Below are 15,818 nucleotides of genomic sequence, written 5' to 3' on the forward strand. Positions count from 1 at the left end.
GGACTGCGATGCGCTTGATCCTGATTGCTGCTGCCACCCTGGCGCTAAGTCAGCCTGCTGCGGCGGAAGACGCGCGCACAATCATCAGCAAGGCCGCTGAGGTGGCCGGGGGTGAGACCTGGCTCAGCCCGGCGACTTTGCGGCTGGAAGGGCGGGCGGAGTTCTATGCGCCCAATCAGCCCGGCGTGGTTCGCCGCGCTGAAAGCTATGTGATGTGGCGGGTGCTCGATCCGAACCGCACCGTGGCCCACGGGCCAGAAGGCAAGGTGCGGATCACCGCGCGTTCGGGCGGCAAGCTGCTGTTCGATGTCGGCTATGATGGCGAGACGACGTGGAACGAAAAGGGCGTAGTGCCCAAGGCAGAGGCCGATGCCTATTGGGCCGCCAACTTCGGCTTCGGCATAATCCGTATGGCGCTGAAGCAGGGCTTCAAGCTGGAGCGTGCGCCGGACCGGACTGTGGATGGCCATGCGCTCGACATGGTGCGGATCGTCGATCCGTCCGGCCAGGCCACACTGTTCGGGATCGACGCCAAGAGCCGCTACATCCGCTACATGGGCTTTGCCACCCCGCGCGGCTGGCACGAGCGGGTCTATGACGATTTCGTGTTCTTCCGCAGCCCGCGCTGGCTGCAGGCGCGCAGCGTCACGCTGTTCTACAACGGCGTGCGGCAGAACACGGTCTATTGGGACAAGGCCGTGGTCGGCCAGCCGATCGATCCCGCCACCTTGGCCATGCCTGCCAGCTATGGAGCCAAACCATGACCGCCTGGATGATCGTAACTGCCCGGATTCACGACCGCGAAAAGTTCATCACCGGCTATGGCCCGGCAGCGGCCAAGCTGATCGGGCAGTTCGGCGGCAAGTACATCGTCCGCGCCCCTGGCGCCCAAGTGCTGGAGGGGGAGGGCTGGCCCGGCGCCTCGGTGGTGATTTCCGAATGGCCCGACAAGGCCGCGATCTTGGCCTTCTGGAACTCGCCCGAATATGCCGAGGTGAAGAAGCTGCGCGAGGGGCTGGCCGACGTGTCGATCCAGGTGATCGAGCAACCGGGCTAGAGCAGCAGCACCGCAAAGCCCAGCGCGGTCAGGAAGCTGGCCAGGGTGGCTGTCACCACCGGGATCGTCGCGCGCCAGCCCATGTCGAGCAGCAGGTCCATCCGGCTGCGCATCGCAGTGGCAGTGACCGCCAGCAGCAGCAGCCCCTTGGAGGCGATCAGCGCATAATGGCTGATCACCTGCGGCACGGTCACCACGCTGTTGAGCACGACCGTCGCCAGGAAAGCAGTGATGAACCAGGGCAGCGCCAGGCGCTTCCACACCGGCTGGGCCGCGCCGCCCGCCGAGCCACCACCCAGCATCAGGCTGACCAGCACGACCACCGGGGCAAGCAGGGCGACGCGCGCCAGCTTGACGATCGTGGCATAGGATCCCGCCGCGTCCGAGAAAGCATAGCCGCCGCCGATCGCCTGGGCGACATCGTGGATTGACGCGCCGATCAGGAAGCCGGCCTGCTGATCGGTCAGGTGCAGTTCGGCGGCAAGCGCGGGGTAGACTGACATGGCAAAGGCGCTGGCGAGGCTGACGCCGACCAGGGTCAGCGCGAACTGGGCCTGGCTCAATCGCTCCTTGCCGATCACGCCGTAGAGCGCCAGCGCCGCGCTGGCCCCGCAGATCGCGGTCGAGCCGCCGGCGAGCATCCCGGCATACTTGGACTGTGTAGCAAAGCGCGCGCCGGCAATCCCGGCGAAGAAGGTGGTTGCCATCACCACCAGCAGCGCCAGGAACGGTGCGGCACCCAGCGCTGTGATCTGTTCGATCGTCACCTGCAGGCCCAGCACGACAATCCCGACCCGCAGGCAGGTGCGCGAGGCGAAGTCGAGCCCCGGATGCGAGCGCGGCTCGCGGGCGATGAAGTTCAGCGAGAGGCCGATCAGCAGGCCCAGCAGGATGATCGGAAAACCGTAATGCTCTGACAGCCAGGCTGCTGCCGCCGCTGCTACGCCGCAAATGGCGAGGCCAGGAAACAGGCCGGCCTTCTTGCTCTCAGCCTGGGCGGTCAGCTCGGCCAGGTGCAGCTCACCATAAAGATCGCCGCCGTGGGGCAGGGCGTCCCAATCGATCGCGGGTCGGGTGACCACGTTTCTGTCCTGCGGTGTCATATTGCCCTTCCCTTATCCCCGCGAAACGTTAGTCTGCAAGCAACGAAAAAACAAAATCTGGGGAAGAGCCATGGCCATGGGCGGCGCAAACCACACCGAAGCAAGTCTGATCCGTTCACGCAACCTGCTGATCGGGCTGCTGTTTTTTGGCACGATCATCAATTACGTCGATCGCCAGGTGCTCTCGCTGCTCAAGCCCAGCATCGAGGCGGAATATGGCTGGGGCGATGCCGAGTTTGCGCACTTCGCCTCGATGTCGCAGCTGGCGGCCGCCTCGGCGCTGATCTTTGTCGGCTACCTGCTCGACCGGTTTGGCGTGCGGCGGGCCTATGGGACGGCGGTGGGCCTGTGGAGCCTGGCGGGCATAGCCCATGCCTTTGCTGCGACGGTCACCCAGTTCGTTTCCGCCCGCGTCGCGCTGGTCGCGGCCGAAGCGATCAATACCCCGGCGGCGGTCAAGGCAGCGGCCGTGTTCCTGCCGCTAAAGCAACGCTCGATGGCAATGGGGATCGTCAATTCGGCCCCCAACCTGGGTAACATCATTGCGCCGCTGACCGTCATTCCCTTTGCTGCGATGTTTGGCTGGCATGCGGCGTTTATCGTTACCGGCTTGATCGGCTTCGTCTGGTTGGCCTTCTGGATCGGCGGCACGCGCCGGTTGCAGCCGGTCGCCGATACGCTGGTCGAAGCGGCCAAGCCTTCATTCGGTGAGGCGCTGAAGGACAAGGTGACCTGGGCGATCGCCGGCGCTAAGGCGCTGACCGACATGTTCTGGTGGTTCTTTACCTTCTGGCTGCCCGACCTGTTCGTGAAGGTCTTCGGTCTCAGCCAGCAGGAACTGATCGGACCGACCGCGCTGGCCTTTACCCTGGCGGCTGTTGGCGCGCTTTCGGCCGGGGTGGTCTTCCCGCGCCTGCTGGCGCGCGGGATGAGCGTCAACCGCTCGCGCAAGACGGCGCTGCTGATGTACGCGCTGATTATCGTCCCGATCCCACTGGCGCTGACCGCCAACAGCCCGTGGACCGCCGCCGCGATCATCGGCATGGCGCTGTTTGCGCACCAGGGCTTCTCCACCAACATCTTCGGCTTTGCCGCCGATGCCGTACCCACTTCACGCGTCGGCACGGTTATGGCGATCGGGGCGATTGCCGGGAACCTCGCCGGCTTCGGCATCCAGGAAGCGACTGGCTGGTTGCTCACCAACGGTCACGGCTACACCCCGCTGTTTTACGGCGCGGCGGTATCCTATCTGCTGGCGCTGGGCGTGATCCACTTCCTGGTGCCGCGGATCGTGGCACATGATGAGGGGTGAGCGCGGCATAAGCCAACCGCATCGCTTGGTGATCGTGAGCTAACCATGCCCGAGTTGTCGTGGCCTGCGACCTGGCAATGACCAGGGAATGGTGGGCATAAGAAAAGGCCCCCTGCCGCGAGGCAGGGGGCCTTTCTATATGGCCGCCAGGGCCGGGCTGGATCAGAAGCTGAACCGGCCCGTCACACCCCAGTAGCGGTCCGCATCGCGCGGGATCTGATAGCGGTACGACCCGCCAACGCCGCCGTTCACGATTGCGGCCGGATAGGCCTTGTCGAACAGGTTGCGGACCACGAAGGTCAGCTTCCACTTGTCGTCCGGATCGACCAGGCCGACCTGGGCATTGACCAGGGCATAGGCCGGGATCGTGCCGAGCTGGCGCTGCACAGCATCCGCCGCGAACAGCGAGAGCTGCTTTGACTGGAAGTTGGTCGAAACACCAAAGGCGAGGTTGGCGAAGCTGCCGGTTTCGATGGTGTGATCCACCGCCAGCGAGCCCTTCCAGACCGGAGCATAGCCCAGCTTGGTCCCGGCCGGGATCGAAGCCGCGCCGAGCGGAGCCTTGAAGTTCACGACGTGGGCGTCGTTGATCGACAGGCCGCCGCTGATGTTGGTGTTGCGACCAACGCGGTAGTTCATGTCGATTTCGATGCCCTTGGTCGAAACCGTGCCCGCGTTGGTGAAGCGGGTCACCACCACGCCAGCCACCAGATCCGGGTTGTTGGCCTGGAAGTTGTTGTAGCGGGCATAGTAGGCAGCGATGTTGAAGGTCAGCGCGCCATCAAGCAGCGTGTTCTTCAGGCCGAGCTCGAACGAGTTCGAGGTTTCCGGCTCGATCACGTTCGTGCCGGTGCCGGTCAGGTTGAAGAATACGTTGTAGGCCGGACCCTTATACCCGCGGGCGTAGGTGACATAGGCCATCGTGTCGTCGTTCAGGTCGAACTGGAAGCCGGCCTTGCCCGACAGGTTGTCGTTGCTGGTTTCGGCAGTCCAAGGAACCCCGTTCGACGCGGCAACGGCAGCCGTTGCAGCCGCACCCGGCGCAGTGCCGAGGCCGAGCAGACGGATGTACTCGTTATAGACGCCTTGATCGAAGTTCGGCTGGATCCCCGGGCCGGTCAGCGGCGAGACGCGCTTGTGGAAGACCGATAGCTTGTCATGCGTGTAGCGCAGACCCGCGATGAAGCGGATCGTGTCCGACAGCTTGTAGGTCGCCTGGCCGAACACCGCGAAGTTGTTGAAGGTCGAACCGAAGGTCGCCGAACCCGACGGCGTGGTCGAGGGGTTGGCGAATGCGCTGCCGCAGGGCACCAGCGAGGTGGTCGGCGCACCGGCAGCGGCGGTGCACTGGGTCACGTTGCGGGTAAAGGTCCGCTCCGATTCAGCGCGCGAGTAGAACGCCCCCAGCACATAGGACAGCGCCTGGTCGGCAGGCGAAGTCAGGCGCAGTTCCTGGGTAAGGGTGTTCGAGGTCTGCGGGCCGCTGTCATGCAGCTGGGCGAAACCGACATAGGCGCGGTCAAGCCAGTCACCGTCACGGATTTCGGTGTTGTCCCAGCCGCGATAGGCGGTGATGCTGGTCAGGGTGTGATCGCCCAGCGCCAGATCGCCCTGGAACGAAACGCCCCAGCCTTCTTCGATCGTCGAGGTGACCAGGTTCTGCGCAACCGCGCGGGTATCGGCACCCAGCGGGGTCGGCAGGGCCAGGAAGCCCAGGCTGGTGGTCGGCGCACCCGCGCCGGTCAGCGCGCCAGTGGCGATGATATCAGCGCAGCAATCGTCGTCGTTCTTGTAATAGTCGGCGGCGAGGTAGAGGCGCAGGTCGTCGCTCGGCTCGTACAGGAACTGGCCGCGCACACCGTAGTGCTTGTAGCCGTTGACCCACTCATTGGTGGTGGTGTTGCGGATGTTGCCGTCATACTCGCCGTAGAAGGCGGTCAGGCGGGCGGCGAGGTCCTGGCCGAGCGGCAGGTTGACCGCGCCCTTCAGGCGGAACTCGTTGCGATCGAAGTAGCTGGCTTCGAGGCTGCCGCCGAAGTCCATCTTCGGCATCTGGGTGGTGATGTTGATCACACCGGCCGAGGCGTTCTTGCCGAACAGCGTGCCCTGGGGGCCGCGCAGCACTTCCATCTGGGCCACGTCGACCATGTCGGAGAAGGCTTCGCCCGAACGCGAATAGACCACGCCGTCAACCACGGTCGAGACCGAAGGCTCACCCGCGATCGAGAAGGTGGCCGTGCCGACGCCGCGCAGGAAGATCGTCTGGTTAAGCGTCGTGCCTGACTTCAAGAAGTTCAGCGAAGGCACCATCTGGGCGGCGCTTTCGATCGACGGACGCGAGGCTTCGGCCAGGCGTTCGCCGCTAAGCACCGAAACGGCGACCGGCACGTCCTGGACGTTTTCCGAGCGCTTCTGGGCGGTGACGACGATTTCGCCGGGGGCGCCTTCGTCTTCATTGGCCGCGTCCTGGGCATAGGCCGGAGCGGCAAAAGCGACCATGGCCAGCGCTGCCAGGGGCAGGGCCGACGAGGTGCGAAGCATCGACTTCATGGATGTTCCTCCCTTGCACCGGGGGCCTCCTGCCCCGCGGTGGAATTCTCCTCTGCCGGAGGGATTCACCCTTCCGGTTGGTGCTTGAATTGCGGCGAGACGGTCGATATGTCAAGCGGTGTCATACGGGACAAGCGTGGATCGCGGGCCGCTTGTGACATTGTCGCAACAGCGCGGACGAGAGGCTGGGGGAATGGAGTTGGAAGCCGGGTTTTCGGCGGTTGAGGGCGGTTTTGACCTGCGCTTCGCAGGCCGGCTGGTGCTGCGCCATCGCCCCGATGCACCGGTGCTCGACTCAGCCCGCGGCAATCCGAGCGTCCTGATGTACCGCGGCAACTTCAAGATCGACGATGCGCCTGAAGGGCAGCTCACGCCGCTCGATTGTGCGCTAGAGGATGGCGCGGTAACGCTGTCGCATCAGGGCGCAGCGGTGGCGCGGCTGGAGCTGGCTGACAATCGGCTGACCGTTACGCTGCTGACCCCCGGGCATGACCGCATCAGCCTGCGCTGGCATGCCGAGCCCGGCGAAACCGTCTGGGGCGGGGGCGAGCAGATGAGCTACTTCGCCCTCAACGGCCGCGAGTTCCCGATGTGGACCAGCGAGCCGGGCGTCGGCCGCGACAAGACCACCGAGCTGACCCGCCAGATGGACGAAAGCGGCATGGCGGGCGGGGATTACTACCACACCAATTACCCGCAGCCGACGATCCTGACCTCGCGCTGGCTGGCCGTGCACCTCGATGCCGCCTGCTACTCCGTGATCGACTGCGCCGATCCGGCCCACCACGCTTTCGCGGTGTGGAGTAGCGCGGCGACTTTCGAACTTTTCGCCGCCGACGGTCCGCAGGACTTGGTCGGCCAACTCTCCACTCGCTTCGGCCGCCAGCCGCCGCTGCCCGACTGGGCGATTGGCGGGGCGATTGTCGGCCTGAAGGACGGGACCCGCAGCTTCGAGCGGCTGGAAGGCTTCATCCAGGCCGGCGCTGCCGTTTCAGGCCTGTGGTGCGAGGACTGGGCCGGGATCCGCGAAACCAGTTTCGGTCGGCGCCTGTTCTGGGACTGGCGGCGCGACAACCAGCGCTATGCCGACCTGCCGCAGCGCATCGCTGCGCTGCAGGCGCGCGGCATCCGCTTCCTCGCCTATGCCAACCCCTACCTCTGCAACGACGGCATCCTCTATGAAGAGGCGCTGGAGGGCGGGCATTTTTGCCTGAAGCCCGACAGCGACGAAGTCTATCTGGTCGATTTTGGCGAGTTCGATTGCGGCGTGCTTGATTTCACGCGGCCGCAAACCCGCGACTGGTTCGCCGAAAAGGTGCTGGGCAAGGAAATGCTCGACATCGGCATCTCCGGCTGGATGGCCGATTTCGGCGAATACCTGCCGACCGACGTGCGGCTGGCCGATGGCTCGGATCCGATGGAAGCGCACAACCGCTGGCCCGTGCTGTGGGCCGAGGTCAATGCCCAGGCCGTGGCGAGCCGGGGCAAGACCGGCGATGCCGTATTCTTCATGCGCGCCGGGTTCTCGGGCGTGCAGGGCCATTGCCCGCTGCTGTGGGCCGGCGACCAGTCGGTCGATTTCACCCGGCATGACGGGATCGGCACGGTCATCACCGCAGCGCTATCGGCGGGCCTCGTCGGCAATGCCTACAGCCACTCGGACTGCGGCGGTTACACTTCGCTGCTCGGCAATGTTCGCACGGTGGAGCTGATGGAGCGGTGGTGCGAGCTGGCGGCCTTCGCCCCGGTCATGCGCAGCCACGAAGGCAACCGGCCCGACGATAACTTGCAATACGATTCCACGCCTGAGCTGCTGGCCTGCTTTGCGCGCTGGAGCCGGGTCCATGCGCACCTTGCACCCTATGTCCGCCACCTTTGCAACGAGGCGGTCGAGCTGGGCCTGCCGGCGCAGCGCCCGCTGTTCCTGCACCATCCCGATGATGCGAGCCTTTACGCGGTGCAGGACCAGTACCTTTATGGTGCCGATCTGGTCGTCGCGCCGGTGATCGAGGAGCGCGCGCGCGAACGCCAGGTGATCTTGCCGGGTGAAGGGGAATGGGTCCATGCCTTCACCGGCGAGACCTTTTCTGCTGGCACCCATATGGTTGCCGCTCCGATTGGCTGTCCGCCGGTATTCTATCGTGCGCAAAGTGGTTACGCCGAGCTTTTCCAAGGGCTACGTCATCCATGAGCGAGCGTTCCAACATTCGCGATGTCGCCGCGCGGGCCGGGGTGGCGGTCAAGACCGTCAGCCGTGTGCTCAACGGCCATCCCTATGTCTCGGCCGATACCAAGGCACGCGTCGAAGAGGCGATGAAGGCGCTCGATTTCCGGCCTTCGGTCGCGGCGCGCATCCTCTCAGGCGCGAAGAGCAATCAGGTCGCGCTGATCTACGATAATCACAGCCCCTACTACATGTTCCAGATCCAGACCGGCTGCTGGGACGTCTGCCGCGCCAAGGGCATCCGCCTGCTGGCCCAGCCGGTCGACGTGGCCGACCCCGCGGTGGGAGACCAGGTGCGCGGCCTCGTGACCGAAACGCAGGTTGACGGGATCATCCTGTCATCGCCGGTGACCGATTGCGAGCCGGTGCTGCGCGCGCTGGAGGCGATGGACATCCCCTTCGTGCGCATCTCCCCCGGCACCAATCACGCGCTGACCAGTTCCGTCTTCATGGATGATGCCCAGGCTGCCGATGACATGACGACGCACCTGATCAACGCCGGTCACCGCCGGATCGGGTTCATCAAGGGCCACCCCAACCACAAGGGCTCGGAAGACCGCCTGACCGGCTATCGCCGCGCGCTCGACCGGGCCGGAATTCCCTTCGATCCGGTGCTGGTCTGCGATGGTGAGTTCGATTTCGATTCCGGCGTGCGCGGCGGGAACCGCCTGCTCGACCTGCCCGAGCCCCCGACCGCAATCTTCGCCTCGAACGACGATATGGCCGCCGGGGTCCTCGCCGTCGCGCACGATCGCAATATCGAGCTGCCGACTGAGCTCTCGGTCGCCGGGTTTGACGATACGACGCTGGCCCGCACGGTCTGGCCGCCGCTGACCACGATCCACCAGCCGATGGCCGAACTGGCGCAGACAGCGGCGGAAATCCTGATCGAAGGGGGCGACATCACCCATCGCCGCCTGCCGCACCAACTCATCGAGCGCGCATCCGTCGCGCCGCCATACAGGAAGATATCATGAGCGAACTGCCTCTCCCGCCCGTCACCCGCCAGCTTGGCGCCAGCGGGATCGAAGTTTCCCCGATCGCCTGGGGGATGTGGCGCCTGGCCGAGAACGGCCGCACCGCTGCCGAGGCGGCCCGGCTGGTTCACGCGGCGCTCGATGCCGGGATCACTTTCCTCGATACGGCCGATATCTATGGCTTCAACGGCAGCGGCGGGTTCGGTGATGCTGAGGCGCTGCTGGGCGAAGTCCTGGCCGCCGAACCGGGCCTGCGCAGCCGCATGGTCCTCGCCACCAAGGGTGGTATCATGCCGCCGCTGCCGTATGACCAGAGCGCCGCTTACCTGCGCAAGGCGATCGATGCCTCGCTGACCCGGCTGAAGACCGATAGCGTCGAGCTGTGGCAGATCCACCGCCCGGATATCCTGGCCCATCCGCAGGAAGTGGCGCGCGTGCTGGATGATGCGGTGGCGGCGGGCAAGATCCGCACGCTCGGCGTCTCCAACTTCACGCAAGCGCAGACTGCCGCGCTCAATCACTTCCTCGGTCACAAACTGGTTTCGACCCAGCCCGAGATCAGCCCGCTGCGGATCGACTGCTTCGAGAACGGCGAGCTCGATCAGGCGATGATGCTGGACCTCACCCCGCTGGCCTGGTCGCCGCTCGGCGGCGGGCGCCTCGCCAAGCCGGAAAGCGCGCGCGATAACGCCATTTGCGCCGCGCTTGACAAGGTGGCGGGCGAGGCTGGCGTCTCGCGCTCGGTCGCCGCCTATTCGTGGCTGATGGTGCACCCCGCCGGAATCATTCCGATCATCGGCTCGCAGCAGGTGGAACGGATTGCCGAAGGCGCCGCCGCGCTGAAGGTCCGCTGGACCCGGACCGACTGGTACGCCGTGCTGGTCGCCGCGCGCGGCGTGCCGCTGCCTTGATACCGATCAAGGCGGGCTGGGGCGCGAACGTCCAGAGACCCGCCACAAAACTGACCTGACGGAGAGACTGCCATGACCGCCCAAAACCCGCCCGAAATCGCCTGGTTCTCGGCCCTGTGCGACGACGATTACGAGTTCCTCGGCGTTCCCGATCAGTACCTCAAGTCCAGCTGGGAGCATTGCCGCAATATTGTGATGCGCGCCGAAGAGGGCGGGTTTGACAATATCCTGCTGCCCTCGGGCTATGAACTGGGGGTCGATACCACCGCCTTCGCCGCCGCCGTTGCCACGCAGGTTAAGCGGATCAAGCTGCTCTGGGCCACCCGCATGGGTGAGGACTGGCCGCCGCAGCTGGCCCGCCGCATCGCCACGATCGACCGGATCCTGGGCCCCAATGCCGCCGGCACTGGCGGGCGTCTCAACGTCAACATCATCTCCTCGCCGATGCCTGGTGAGACAATGGACAGCGCCCCGCGCTACCGCCGCGGGACCGAGGTGATGAAGATCATCCGCACGCTGCTCAATGGCGAGCACCTCGATTTCCAGGGCGAGTTTTACCAGCTCAAGCTCGATCCGGCGCGGATCAGCACAATCTCGGGCAAGTGCCCCAATCTCTACTTCGGCGGCCTCAGCCACGAAGCGCGCGAATGCGCTGCCGAGGCGGCCGACGTCTACCTGATGTGGCCGGACAAGATGGAAAACGTCCGCGAAGTCGTCACCGACATGAAGGCCCGCGCCGCCGCCAAGGGCCGCACCCTCAAGTTCGGCTATCGCGCCCACGTGATCGTGCGCGAGACCGAGGACGAGGCGCGCCTTTATGCCGACCGGCTGCTGTCCAAGCTTGATGACGAGATGGGCCGCGCAATCCGGGAAAAGAGCCTGGATGCCCAGAACTACGGCGTCCAGCGCCAGCAGGAGCTGCGCAGCGCCGCCGATGGCGATGGCTTTGTCGAGGAGAACCTGTGGACCGGCATCGGCCGCGCCCGCTCCGGCTGCGGCGCGGCGATTGTCGGCAACCCCGATCAGGTCATTGCCAAGCTGCGCGCCTATCAGGAGGCCGGAATGGAAGCCTTCATCCTCTCCGGCTATCCGCACATGCAGGAATGCGACATGTTCGCGCGCTATGTCCTGCCGCAGATCCAGCACGCGCCGATTGCGGGTTAGGCGTCAAACTTTCCGCCATTGCGGGGGAAGGGTGGGGCGCATTTTCCTACACCGCCGCGATCCGGTACATTCGCGGCTGGTCATTCCTATCGTGGAGTGCGGCAGGGGTTGGACCTGGGCATGGAATTTTTTCCGACCAACCGGGCGGATTGACCTGTTTCACAGTTAAGTAACTGAAATATAACGAAAAACTAATGTTGGGAAAAGCGGACTCAGTGTCAACTGTGTCAACTTGAGCGTAACGCTGCCCGGTCAGGTCGGGCCTAGGCCCTGATCTGGCCTATCCCCTGATCTGGTACGCCACCTCGAAATCGCCCCAGCGGCGGCCCTGGATGACCACCGGGGAGTAGACGTTGCGGACCGTGACATAGTTGGTGCCGTCGCCTTCCTGGCGGTAGACTGTCATGAAGAACGGTGCCTGGCTGGCCTTGGCCTGCTTGTCGACATCGTCGAGCAGGATGCGGCCATTGCGGCAGTACTTGGTGTCATGCGCCAGCTCGCCGATCGGCGCGCGCGAGTGTTCGGTGACGTGGGTCGGCAGGAAGCCGTTCATGTCGGCGGCGCTGCACATGATGACGCTGGGGTGGGTGATGCGCAGGCGGTCGAACAGGGGACGCCAGTTGGCATCGGCCCAGTCGCTAAGACCGGTGCGATAGAGTTCCGGGTTGGTGCCAGGGACAAGGCGGTAATTGGTGTCGAACAGCTGGTCGGGCCGCAGCTCGCCGTTGGCAATCGCGGCTTCGGTCACGGCGACGAGCTCGTCGCGGAATGAGGCGGCAAGCTCGACGATCTCGGTATCGCGCGGCGAGACACCGGCGCTGATCACGGCGTTGAACAGGCTGTTGGAGGTGATCTCCATGGCAATGACGTTGCTGCGGGTCGCGTCGAGCAGCTGGGCGTTGGCGCGGACCGAGCCGATGACGGTGTCTAGCGCCTCGCGCACGGCGACGCCCTTGGCGTGCACTTCGGCCGAGTGGCGGGCGACGCGTTCGCCGGTCTCGTCGAGCTGGGAGACGAGACGGGTGGTCTCGGCCAGGACGTCGGTCACAGTTTCAAGCCGTTCCTCTGCCTTGCTCGACTGGTCGACGCCGGACTGGATCTCGGTGACAAGGCCAGCGGCTTCATCGACCAGCTTGCCGACGGCCTGGCGGATCTCCTCGGCGGCGGCGGAGGTGTTCTGGGCAAGCTTCTTCACCTCGCTCGCCACCACGGCGAAGGTCTTGCCAGCCTCGCCAGCGCGGGCGGCCTCGATCGTGGCGTTGAGCGCGAGCATGTTGGTGGTGCGGGCAATCGTCTCGATGCCCTTGGAGACCTGCTGGACCTGCTCCATCACGGTCGCGAAGTTGGTGACATGGAGGCCGAGGCGCGAAATCAGCGTGATGATCGAGCGGAACTCGACCACGGCAGCCCCGACCCGTTCGGTGCCCTTGCCGAGCCGGTCATAGGCCTGGGCCGAGAGCAGCTTGGCCTCGTCAGCGGATTCGGCGATGTGGCGCTGGTCCATTTCGAGCGCGCTGGCGATCTCGTCGAGCTCAGCGAGGTCGGAGATCTGGCGCTGCATCTGGTCGGTGGCACGCTCGATCTGGCCGGCGGCCTCGGTGCAGCCCACGGCAAGTTCACCGCAATGGGTCGCGGCGGACTGGTCAAGGAGGGGAAGTCCGGTCTGGATCGGTTCAACGTACATGCAAGTGGCCCCGGCTGTGTTGCCCGGACTGGCTAGCTTCGAATGGTTAACAGGTGGTCAACCAGCGGGCGCTCGGCTGGTCGCAACCATTAGCAGGGAATAACCCGCCATTAACTATCTTCGGCCATAGCCAGCGGCGGAGACGTGCCACCCATGGATGACCTGATCACCGAATTCATCGCCGAAACGCGCGAGATGCTGCAAGCACTCGAACGCGGACTGGTGGCGTGGGAGCGGGATCCGGCGGATCGCGAGCGACTTTCGGAGATCTTTCGGTTCGTCCACACGGTGAAGGGCAATTGCGGCTTTTTCGACCTGCCCAGGCTCGCAGCCCTGGCTCACGCAGCGGAAGACGCTCTGGGCGAGGTGCGGGCCGGCAAGCGGGCGATCGATAGCAGCCTGGTTGACGCTGTGCTCGCCGTGGTCGACCGGATCGGCGAAATGATTGAGGCGATCGCAGCCGGTGAGGACATTGCTGGTGGCGACGACAGTGACCTGATCGCGCGCTTTGCCTTGGTCCAGCCGGAGCCGATGGCGGTTGAACCGGTGGTTCCTCCGGTAAAGGCTGCTCCTGCCCGCGAGCCGTTCCGCTCTGTACGCCTGCCGACCAGCCTGGTCGATCGGGTCATGAGCGGCGTCTCGGACATGATCCTGGTTCGCAACGAGCTGGAACGGCAACTCCGCAAAAGCGATGACGATCCTGCCCTGATTGCCAATTTTGGGCGGTTGTCTTCGCTGCTGTCGGAAATGCAGGCGGCGATGGCACGGGTGCGGATGCAGCCGATCAGCACGCTGTTCGATGGCTATCAGCGGATGATCCGCGACCTGACTGCCGAGCTTGGCAAGCAGGTCGAAGTGGAGATCGAAAGCGGCCAGGTCGAACTTGATCGCGAGATGATCGAACTGCTGCGCGATCCGCTGCTCCACGTGATCCGCAATGCGATTGATCACGGGATCGAAACGCCGGCCGAGCGGCAGGCCGCCGGCAAGCGGCCGGAAGGGCGGCTGATGCTATCGGCCCGCCAGACCGGCAACGAGATCCGCATCGCCATCCTTGACGATGGGCGCGGGATTGATGCCGGCCAGGTCGCGGCCCGCGCTGTCGAGCGCGGGATCGTCACGGCAGAGCAAGCTGCCCGGATGGAAACCGCGCAGAAGTTGATGCTGATCTGCGAACCAGGCCTGTCGACCGCGCGCGAGGTGACGGCCATTTCTGGCCGCGGTGTCGGTATGGATGTTGTTCGTGCCAGCATTGAACGCATCGGCGGCAAGCTGCGGATCGTCAGCGCGCCGGGCGAAGGGACGCGCTTCCTGCTCGACGTACCGCTGACGCTCAGCATCGTCCCGTCGATCACGGTCGAGGTTGGCGATCAGGTCTTCGCGGTTCCGCGCTCTTATGTCCGCGAGATCGTCCGCAACGGCCACGATGTGGAAGCCGAACGGATCGGCGGAATGCGGCATGTCCGGGTCCGCGGCGAGCTTTACCCGTGCCTTGGCCTGGGAGCCTTGTTCGGGATTGCCTGTGAGGCCGATCCGGAGCGGCAGGTGCTGGTGATGGTGACGATGATCGACGGCTCAGTCTTCGCGCTTTGCGTTGATGACATTGCCGACCATTGCGATCTGGTGATCCGCCCGGTTGCGCCCCAGGTGATTGCGACGGGGCTCTATGTCGGCGTTGCCCAGCTGAATGATGGCCGTCCGGCCTTGATGCTCGATCTGGTCGGGGTTTCGCAGCTCGGTGGCATCGCCAGTGACAAGCAGAGCCGCATCGTGACAGAGCCTGCGGCAGTGGAAGAAGCGCGCGAACTGGCCGCAATGATCGTCTTCGATGGCTTTGATGGACAGCGCCGGGCTGTGCCACTTGAACAGGTTGAACGGCTGGTCGAAGTTCCGGCAGGCGCGATAGGCCGCAGCGGCGATGCCGCGCATATCGTCTTTGAAGAGACGATCATTCCCCTCCATGGCCTGGACCGCCAGACTGCAGCGCAGTCGATCGACGTCCTGGTCCTCGCCGATCAAGGCCGCCGCTTCGCTTACGCGACAGGCGGAGCGGTCGACACATCGGACATTGATCTGGCGACGGTCACGACTGAAACCGGCCGCCGGCTGGCCCTGCTGGACGGGCATTCGATCGAACTGCTCGATCTGGCTACCCCGCTGGACAATCAGCCGACCTGCCACCTTCCGGACGATGACGCCTGGACCCGCACTTTCCTGCGGCCACTGGTGGAAAGCGCTGGCTACCGCATCGTCGAACAGTCGCGGCCGGCCGACCTTGCGATCCGCATCGATTCGGCGCGGTCCGACAGCGTGGTGATCGGTGATCAGGGGCTTGCTGTCGCGCGCGGCGATGTGGCTGCGCTCAAAGCGGCACTGCAACTCGCCAGCCAGCGGAAAGCATCATGACCAACGACTTGCTGATCGCCCGGGTGGACGGAGAGCGGATTGCGCTCAGCGCGATCGAGGTCCAGTCGGTCATTGAACTGGGCGAGATCGTGCCAGTGCCCCTTGCGCCATTTCCCGTAGTAGGGCTGACCACGCAGCGCAGCCGCACCCTGACGGTGATCGATGTCGCCCTGGCACTAGGTCTGCCGCCCACCGGACCCGCGGCCCGCTTTGCGGTGGTCGTTGAGATCGCCGGGGTTGGCTACGCCCTGGCGGTCGATGCGGTTGAAAATGTCATTCCCGCCCTTGGCCCGGCGCAACCCGTGAAGATCAAGCTCGCACCCGGCTGGGCGCATAGCGCGGTCGGAATGGTCGATACGTCGATTGGCACGGTCCTGCTGGTCGATCTGGCTCGATTGGTCGCTGGCCCAGAACTGGAGGCAGCTTGATA

General features: G+C 65.0%; 12 protein-coding genes. 9 read left to right on the plus strand and 3 right to left on the minus strand.

The features are described 5' to 3' along the window. Nucleotides 1-8: 8 nt before the first annotated feature. Nucleotides 9-764, plus strand: a complete 756-nt coding sequence (locus tag FRF71_RS11155; protein ID WP_147090722.1) for a hypothetical protein — start codon at nucleotides 9-11, stop codon at nucleotides 762-764. Next, nucleotides 761-1,057, plus strand: a complete 297-nt coding sequence (locus tag FRF71_RS11160) for a DUF1330 domain-containing protein (protein ID WP_147090723.1) — start codon at nucleotides 761-763, stop codon at nucleotides 1,055-1,057. The genes FRF71_RS11155 and FRF71_RS11160 overlap by 4 nt, the downstream gene beginning before the upstream one ends. On the opposite strand, the gene FRF71_RS11165 is transcribed toward FRF71_RS11160, so the two are convergent. Continuing rightward, complete coding sequence (locus FRF71_RS11165; protein WP_147090724.1) at nucleotides 1,054-2,160, minus strand: YeiH family protein; 1,107 nt, start codon at nucleotides 2,158-2,160, stop codon at nucleotides 1,054-1,056. The genes FRF71_RS11160 and FRF71_RS11165 overlap by 4 nt on opposite strands. Before the next feature lie 76 nt (nucleotides 2,161-2,236). Between FRF71_RS11165 and FRF71_RS11170 the strand changes: the two genes are divergently transcribed. Continuing rightward, nucleotides 2,237-3,472, plus strand: coding sequence for an MFS transporter (locus FRF71_RS11170; RefSeq protein WP_147090725.1), 1,236 nt, complete (start codon nucleotides 2,237-2,239; stop codon nucleotides 3,470-3,472). Between the two features lie 162 nt (nucleotides 3,473-3,634). On the opposite strand, the gene FRF71_RS11175 is transcribed toward FRF71_RS11170, so the two are convergent. Further along, nucleotides 3,635-6,022, minus strand: coding sequence for a TonB-dependent receptor (locus FRF71_RS11175; protein WP_147090726.1), 2,388 nt, complete (start codon nucleotides 6,020-6,022; stop codon nucleotides 3,635-3,637). A 193-nt stretch (nucleotides 6,023-6,215) separates the two neighbouring features. On the opposite strand from FRF71_RS11175, the gene FRF71_RS11180 reads away from it, so the two are divergent. From FRF71_RS11180 to FRF71_RS11195, 4 genes are all read left to right on the plus strand, one after another. Next, the gene (locus FRF71_RS11180; RefSeq protein WP_147090727.1) at nucleotides 6,216-8,213 is read left to right on the plus strand and encodes an alpha-glucosidase; all 1,998 of its coding nucleotides are present in this window, start codon (nucleotides 6,216-6,218) and stop codon (nucleotides 8,211-8,213) included. Continuing rightward, nucleotides 8,210-9,223: a LacI family DNA-binding transcriptional regulator gene (locus FRF71_RS11185; protein WP_147090728.1), complete on the plus strand. Its 1,014-nt coding sequence runs from the start codon at nucleotides 8,210-8,212 to the stop codon at nucleotides 9,221-9,223. Before FRF71_RS11180 ends, FRF71_RS11185 begins: the two co-directional genes overlap by 4 nt. Continuing rightward, the gene (locus FRF71_RS11190) at nucleotides 9,220-10,134 is read left to right on the plus strand and encodes an aldo/keto reductase (protein ID WP_147090729.1); all 915 of its coding nucleotides are present in this window, start codon (nucleotides 9,220-9,222) and stop codon (nucleotides 10,132-10,134) included. Before FRF71_RS11185 ends, FRF71_RS11190 begins: the two co-directional genes overlap by 4 nt. Before the next feature lie 72 nt (nucleotides 10,135-10,206). Next, a complete protein-coding gene (locus FRF71_RS11195) occupies nucleotides 10,207-11,298 on the plus strand; it encodes an LLM class flavin-dependent oxidoreductase (protein WP_147090730.1) in 1,092 nt (363 codons plus the stop codon). A gap of 280 nt (nucleotides 11,299-11,578) precedes the next feature. Here FRF71_RS11195 and FRF71_RS11200 read toward each other — a convergent pair whose 3' ends face one another. Next, on the minus strand, nucleotides 11,579-12,982 hold the full coding sequence (locus tag FRF71_RS11200; protein ID WP_147090731.1) for a methyl-accepting chemotaxis protein: 1,404 nt from the start codon (nucleotides 12,980-12,982) through the stop codon (nucleotides 11,579-11,581). Nucleotides 12,983-13,135: 153 nt separating this feature from the next. Here FRF71_RS11200 and FRF71_RS11205 point away from each other — a divergent pair, with 153 nt between their 5' ends. Then, a complete protein-coding gene (locus tag FRF71_RS11205; protein ID WP_147090732.1) occupies nucleotides 13,136-15,388 on the plus strand; it encodes a chemotaxis protein CheA in 2,253 nt (750 codons plus the stop codon). Continuing rightward, nucleotides 15,385-15,816, plus strand: a complete 432-nt coding sequence (locus tag FRF71_RS11210; RefSeq protein WP_147090733.1) for a chemotaxis protein CheW — start codon at nucleotides 15,385-15,387, stop codon at nucleotides 15,814-15,816. Before FRF71_RS11205 ends, FRF71_RS11210 begins: the two co-directional genes overlap by 4 nt. The last annotated feature ends 2 nt before the right edge of the window (nucleotides 15,817-15,818 follow it).

Source organism: Novosphingobium ginsenosidimutans, assembly GCF_007954425.1.
GTDB classification, from domain to species: Bacteria; Pseudomonadota; Alphaproteobacteria; order Sphingomonadales; family Sphingomonadaceae; genus Novosphingobium; species Novosphingobium ginsenosidimutans.

Coding starts and splice junctions, on each gene's coding strand:
- FRF71_RS11210 (WP_147090733.1), top strand. CDS start 15,385: ATGACCAACGACTTGCTGATCGCCCGGGTGGACGGAGAGCGGATTGCG.
- FRF71_RS11175 (WP_147090726.1), bottom strand. CDS start 6,022: ATGAAGTCGATGCTTCGCACCTCGTCGGCCCTGCCCCTGGCAGCGCTG.
- FRF71_RS11180 (WP_147090727.1), top strand. CDS start 6,216: ATGGAGTTGGAAGCCGGGTTTTCGGCGGTTGAGGGCGGTTTTGACCTG.
- FRF71_RS11170 (WP_147090725.1), top strand. CDS start 2,237: ATGGGCGGCGCAAACCACACCGAAGCAAGTCTGATCCGTTCACGCAAC.
- FRF71_RS11190 (WP_147090729.1), top strand. CDS start 9,220: ATGAGCGAACTGCCTCTCCCGCCCGTCACCCGCCAGCTTGGCGCCAGC.
- FRF71_RS11185 (WP_147090728.1), top strand. CDS start 8,210: ATGAGCGAGCGTTCCAACATTCGCGATGTCGCCGCGCGGGCCGGGGTG.
- FRF71_RS11195 (WP_147090730.1), top strand. CDS start 10,207: ATGACCGCCCAAAACCCGCCCGAAATCGCCTGGTTCTCGGCCCTGTGC.
- FRF71_RS11160 (WP_147090723.1), top strand. CDS start 761: ATGACCGCCTGGATGATCGTAACTGCCCGGATTCACGACCGCGAAAAG.
- FRF71_RS11165 (WP_147090724.1), bottom strand. CDS start 2,160: ATGACACCGCAGGACAGAAACGTGGTCACCCGACCCGCGATCGATTGG.
- FRF71_RS11205 (WP_147090732.1), top strand. CDS start 13,136: ATGGATGACCTGATCACCGAATTCATCGCCGAAACGCGCGAGATGCTG.
- FRF71_RS11200 (WP_147090731.1), bottom strand. CDS start 12,982: ATGTACGTTGAACCGATCCAGACCGGACTTCCCCTCCTTGACCAGTCC.
- FRF71_RS11155 (WP_147090722.1), top strand. CDS start 9: ATGCGCTTGATCCTGATTGCTGCTGCCACCCTGGCGCTAAGTCAGCCT.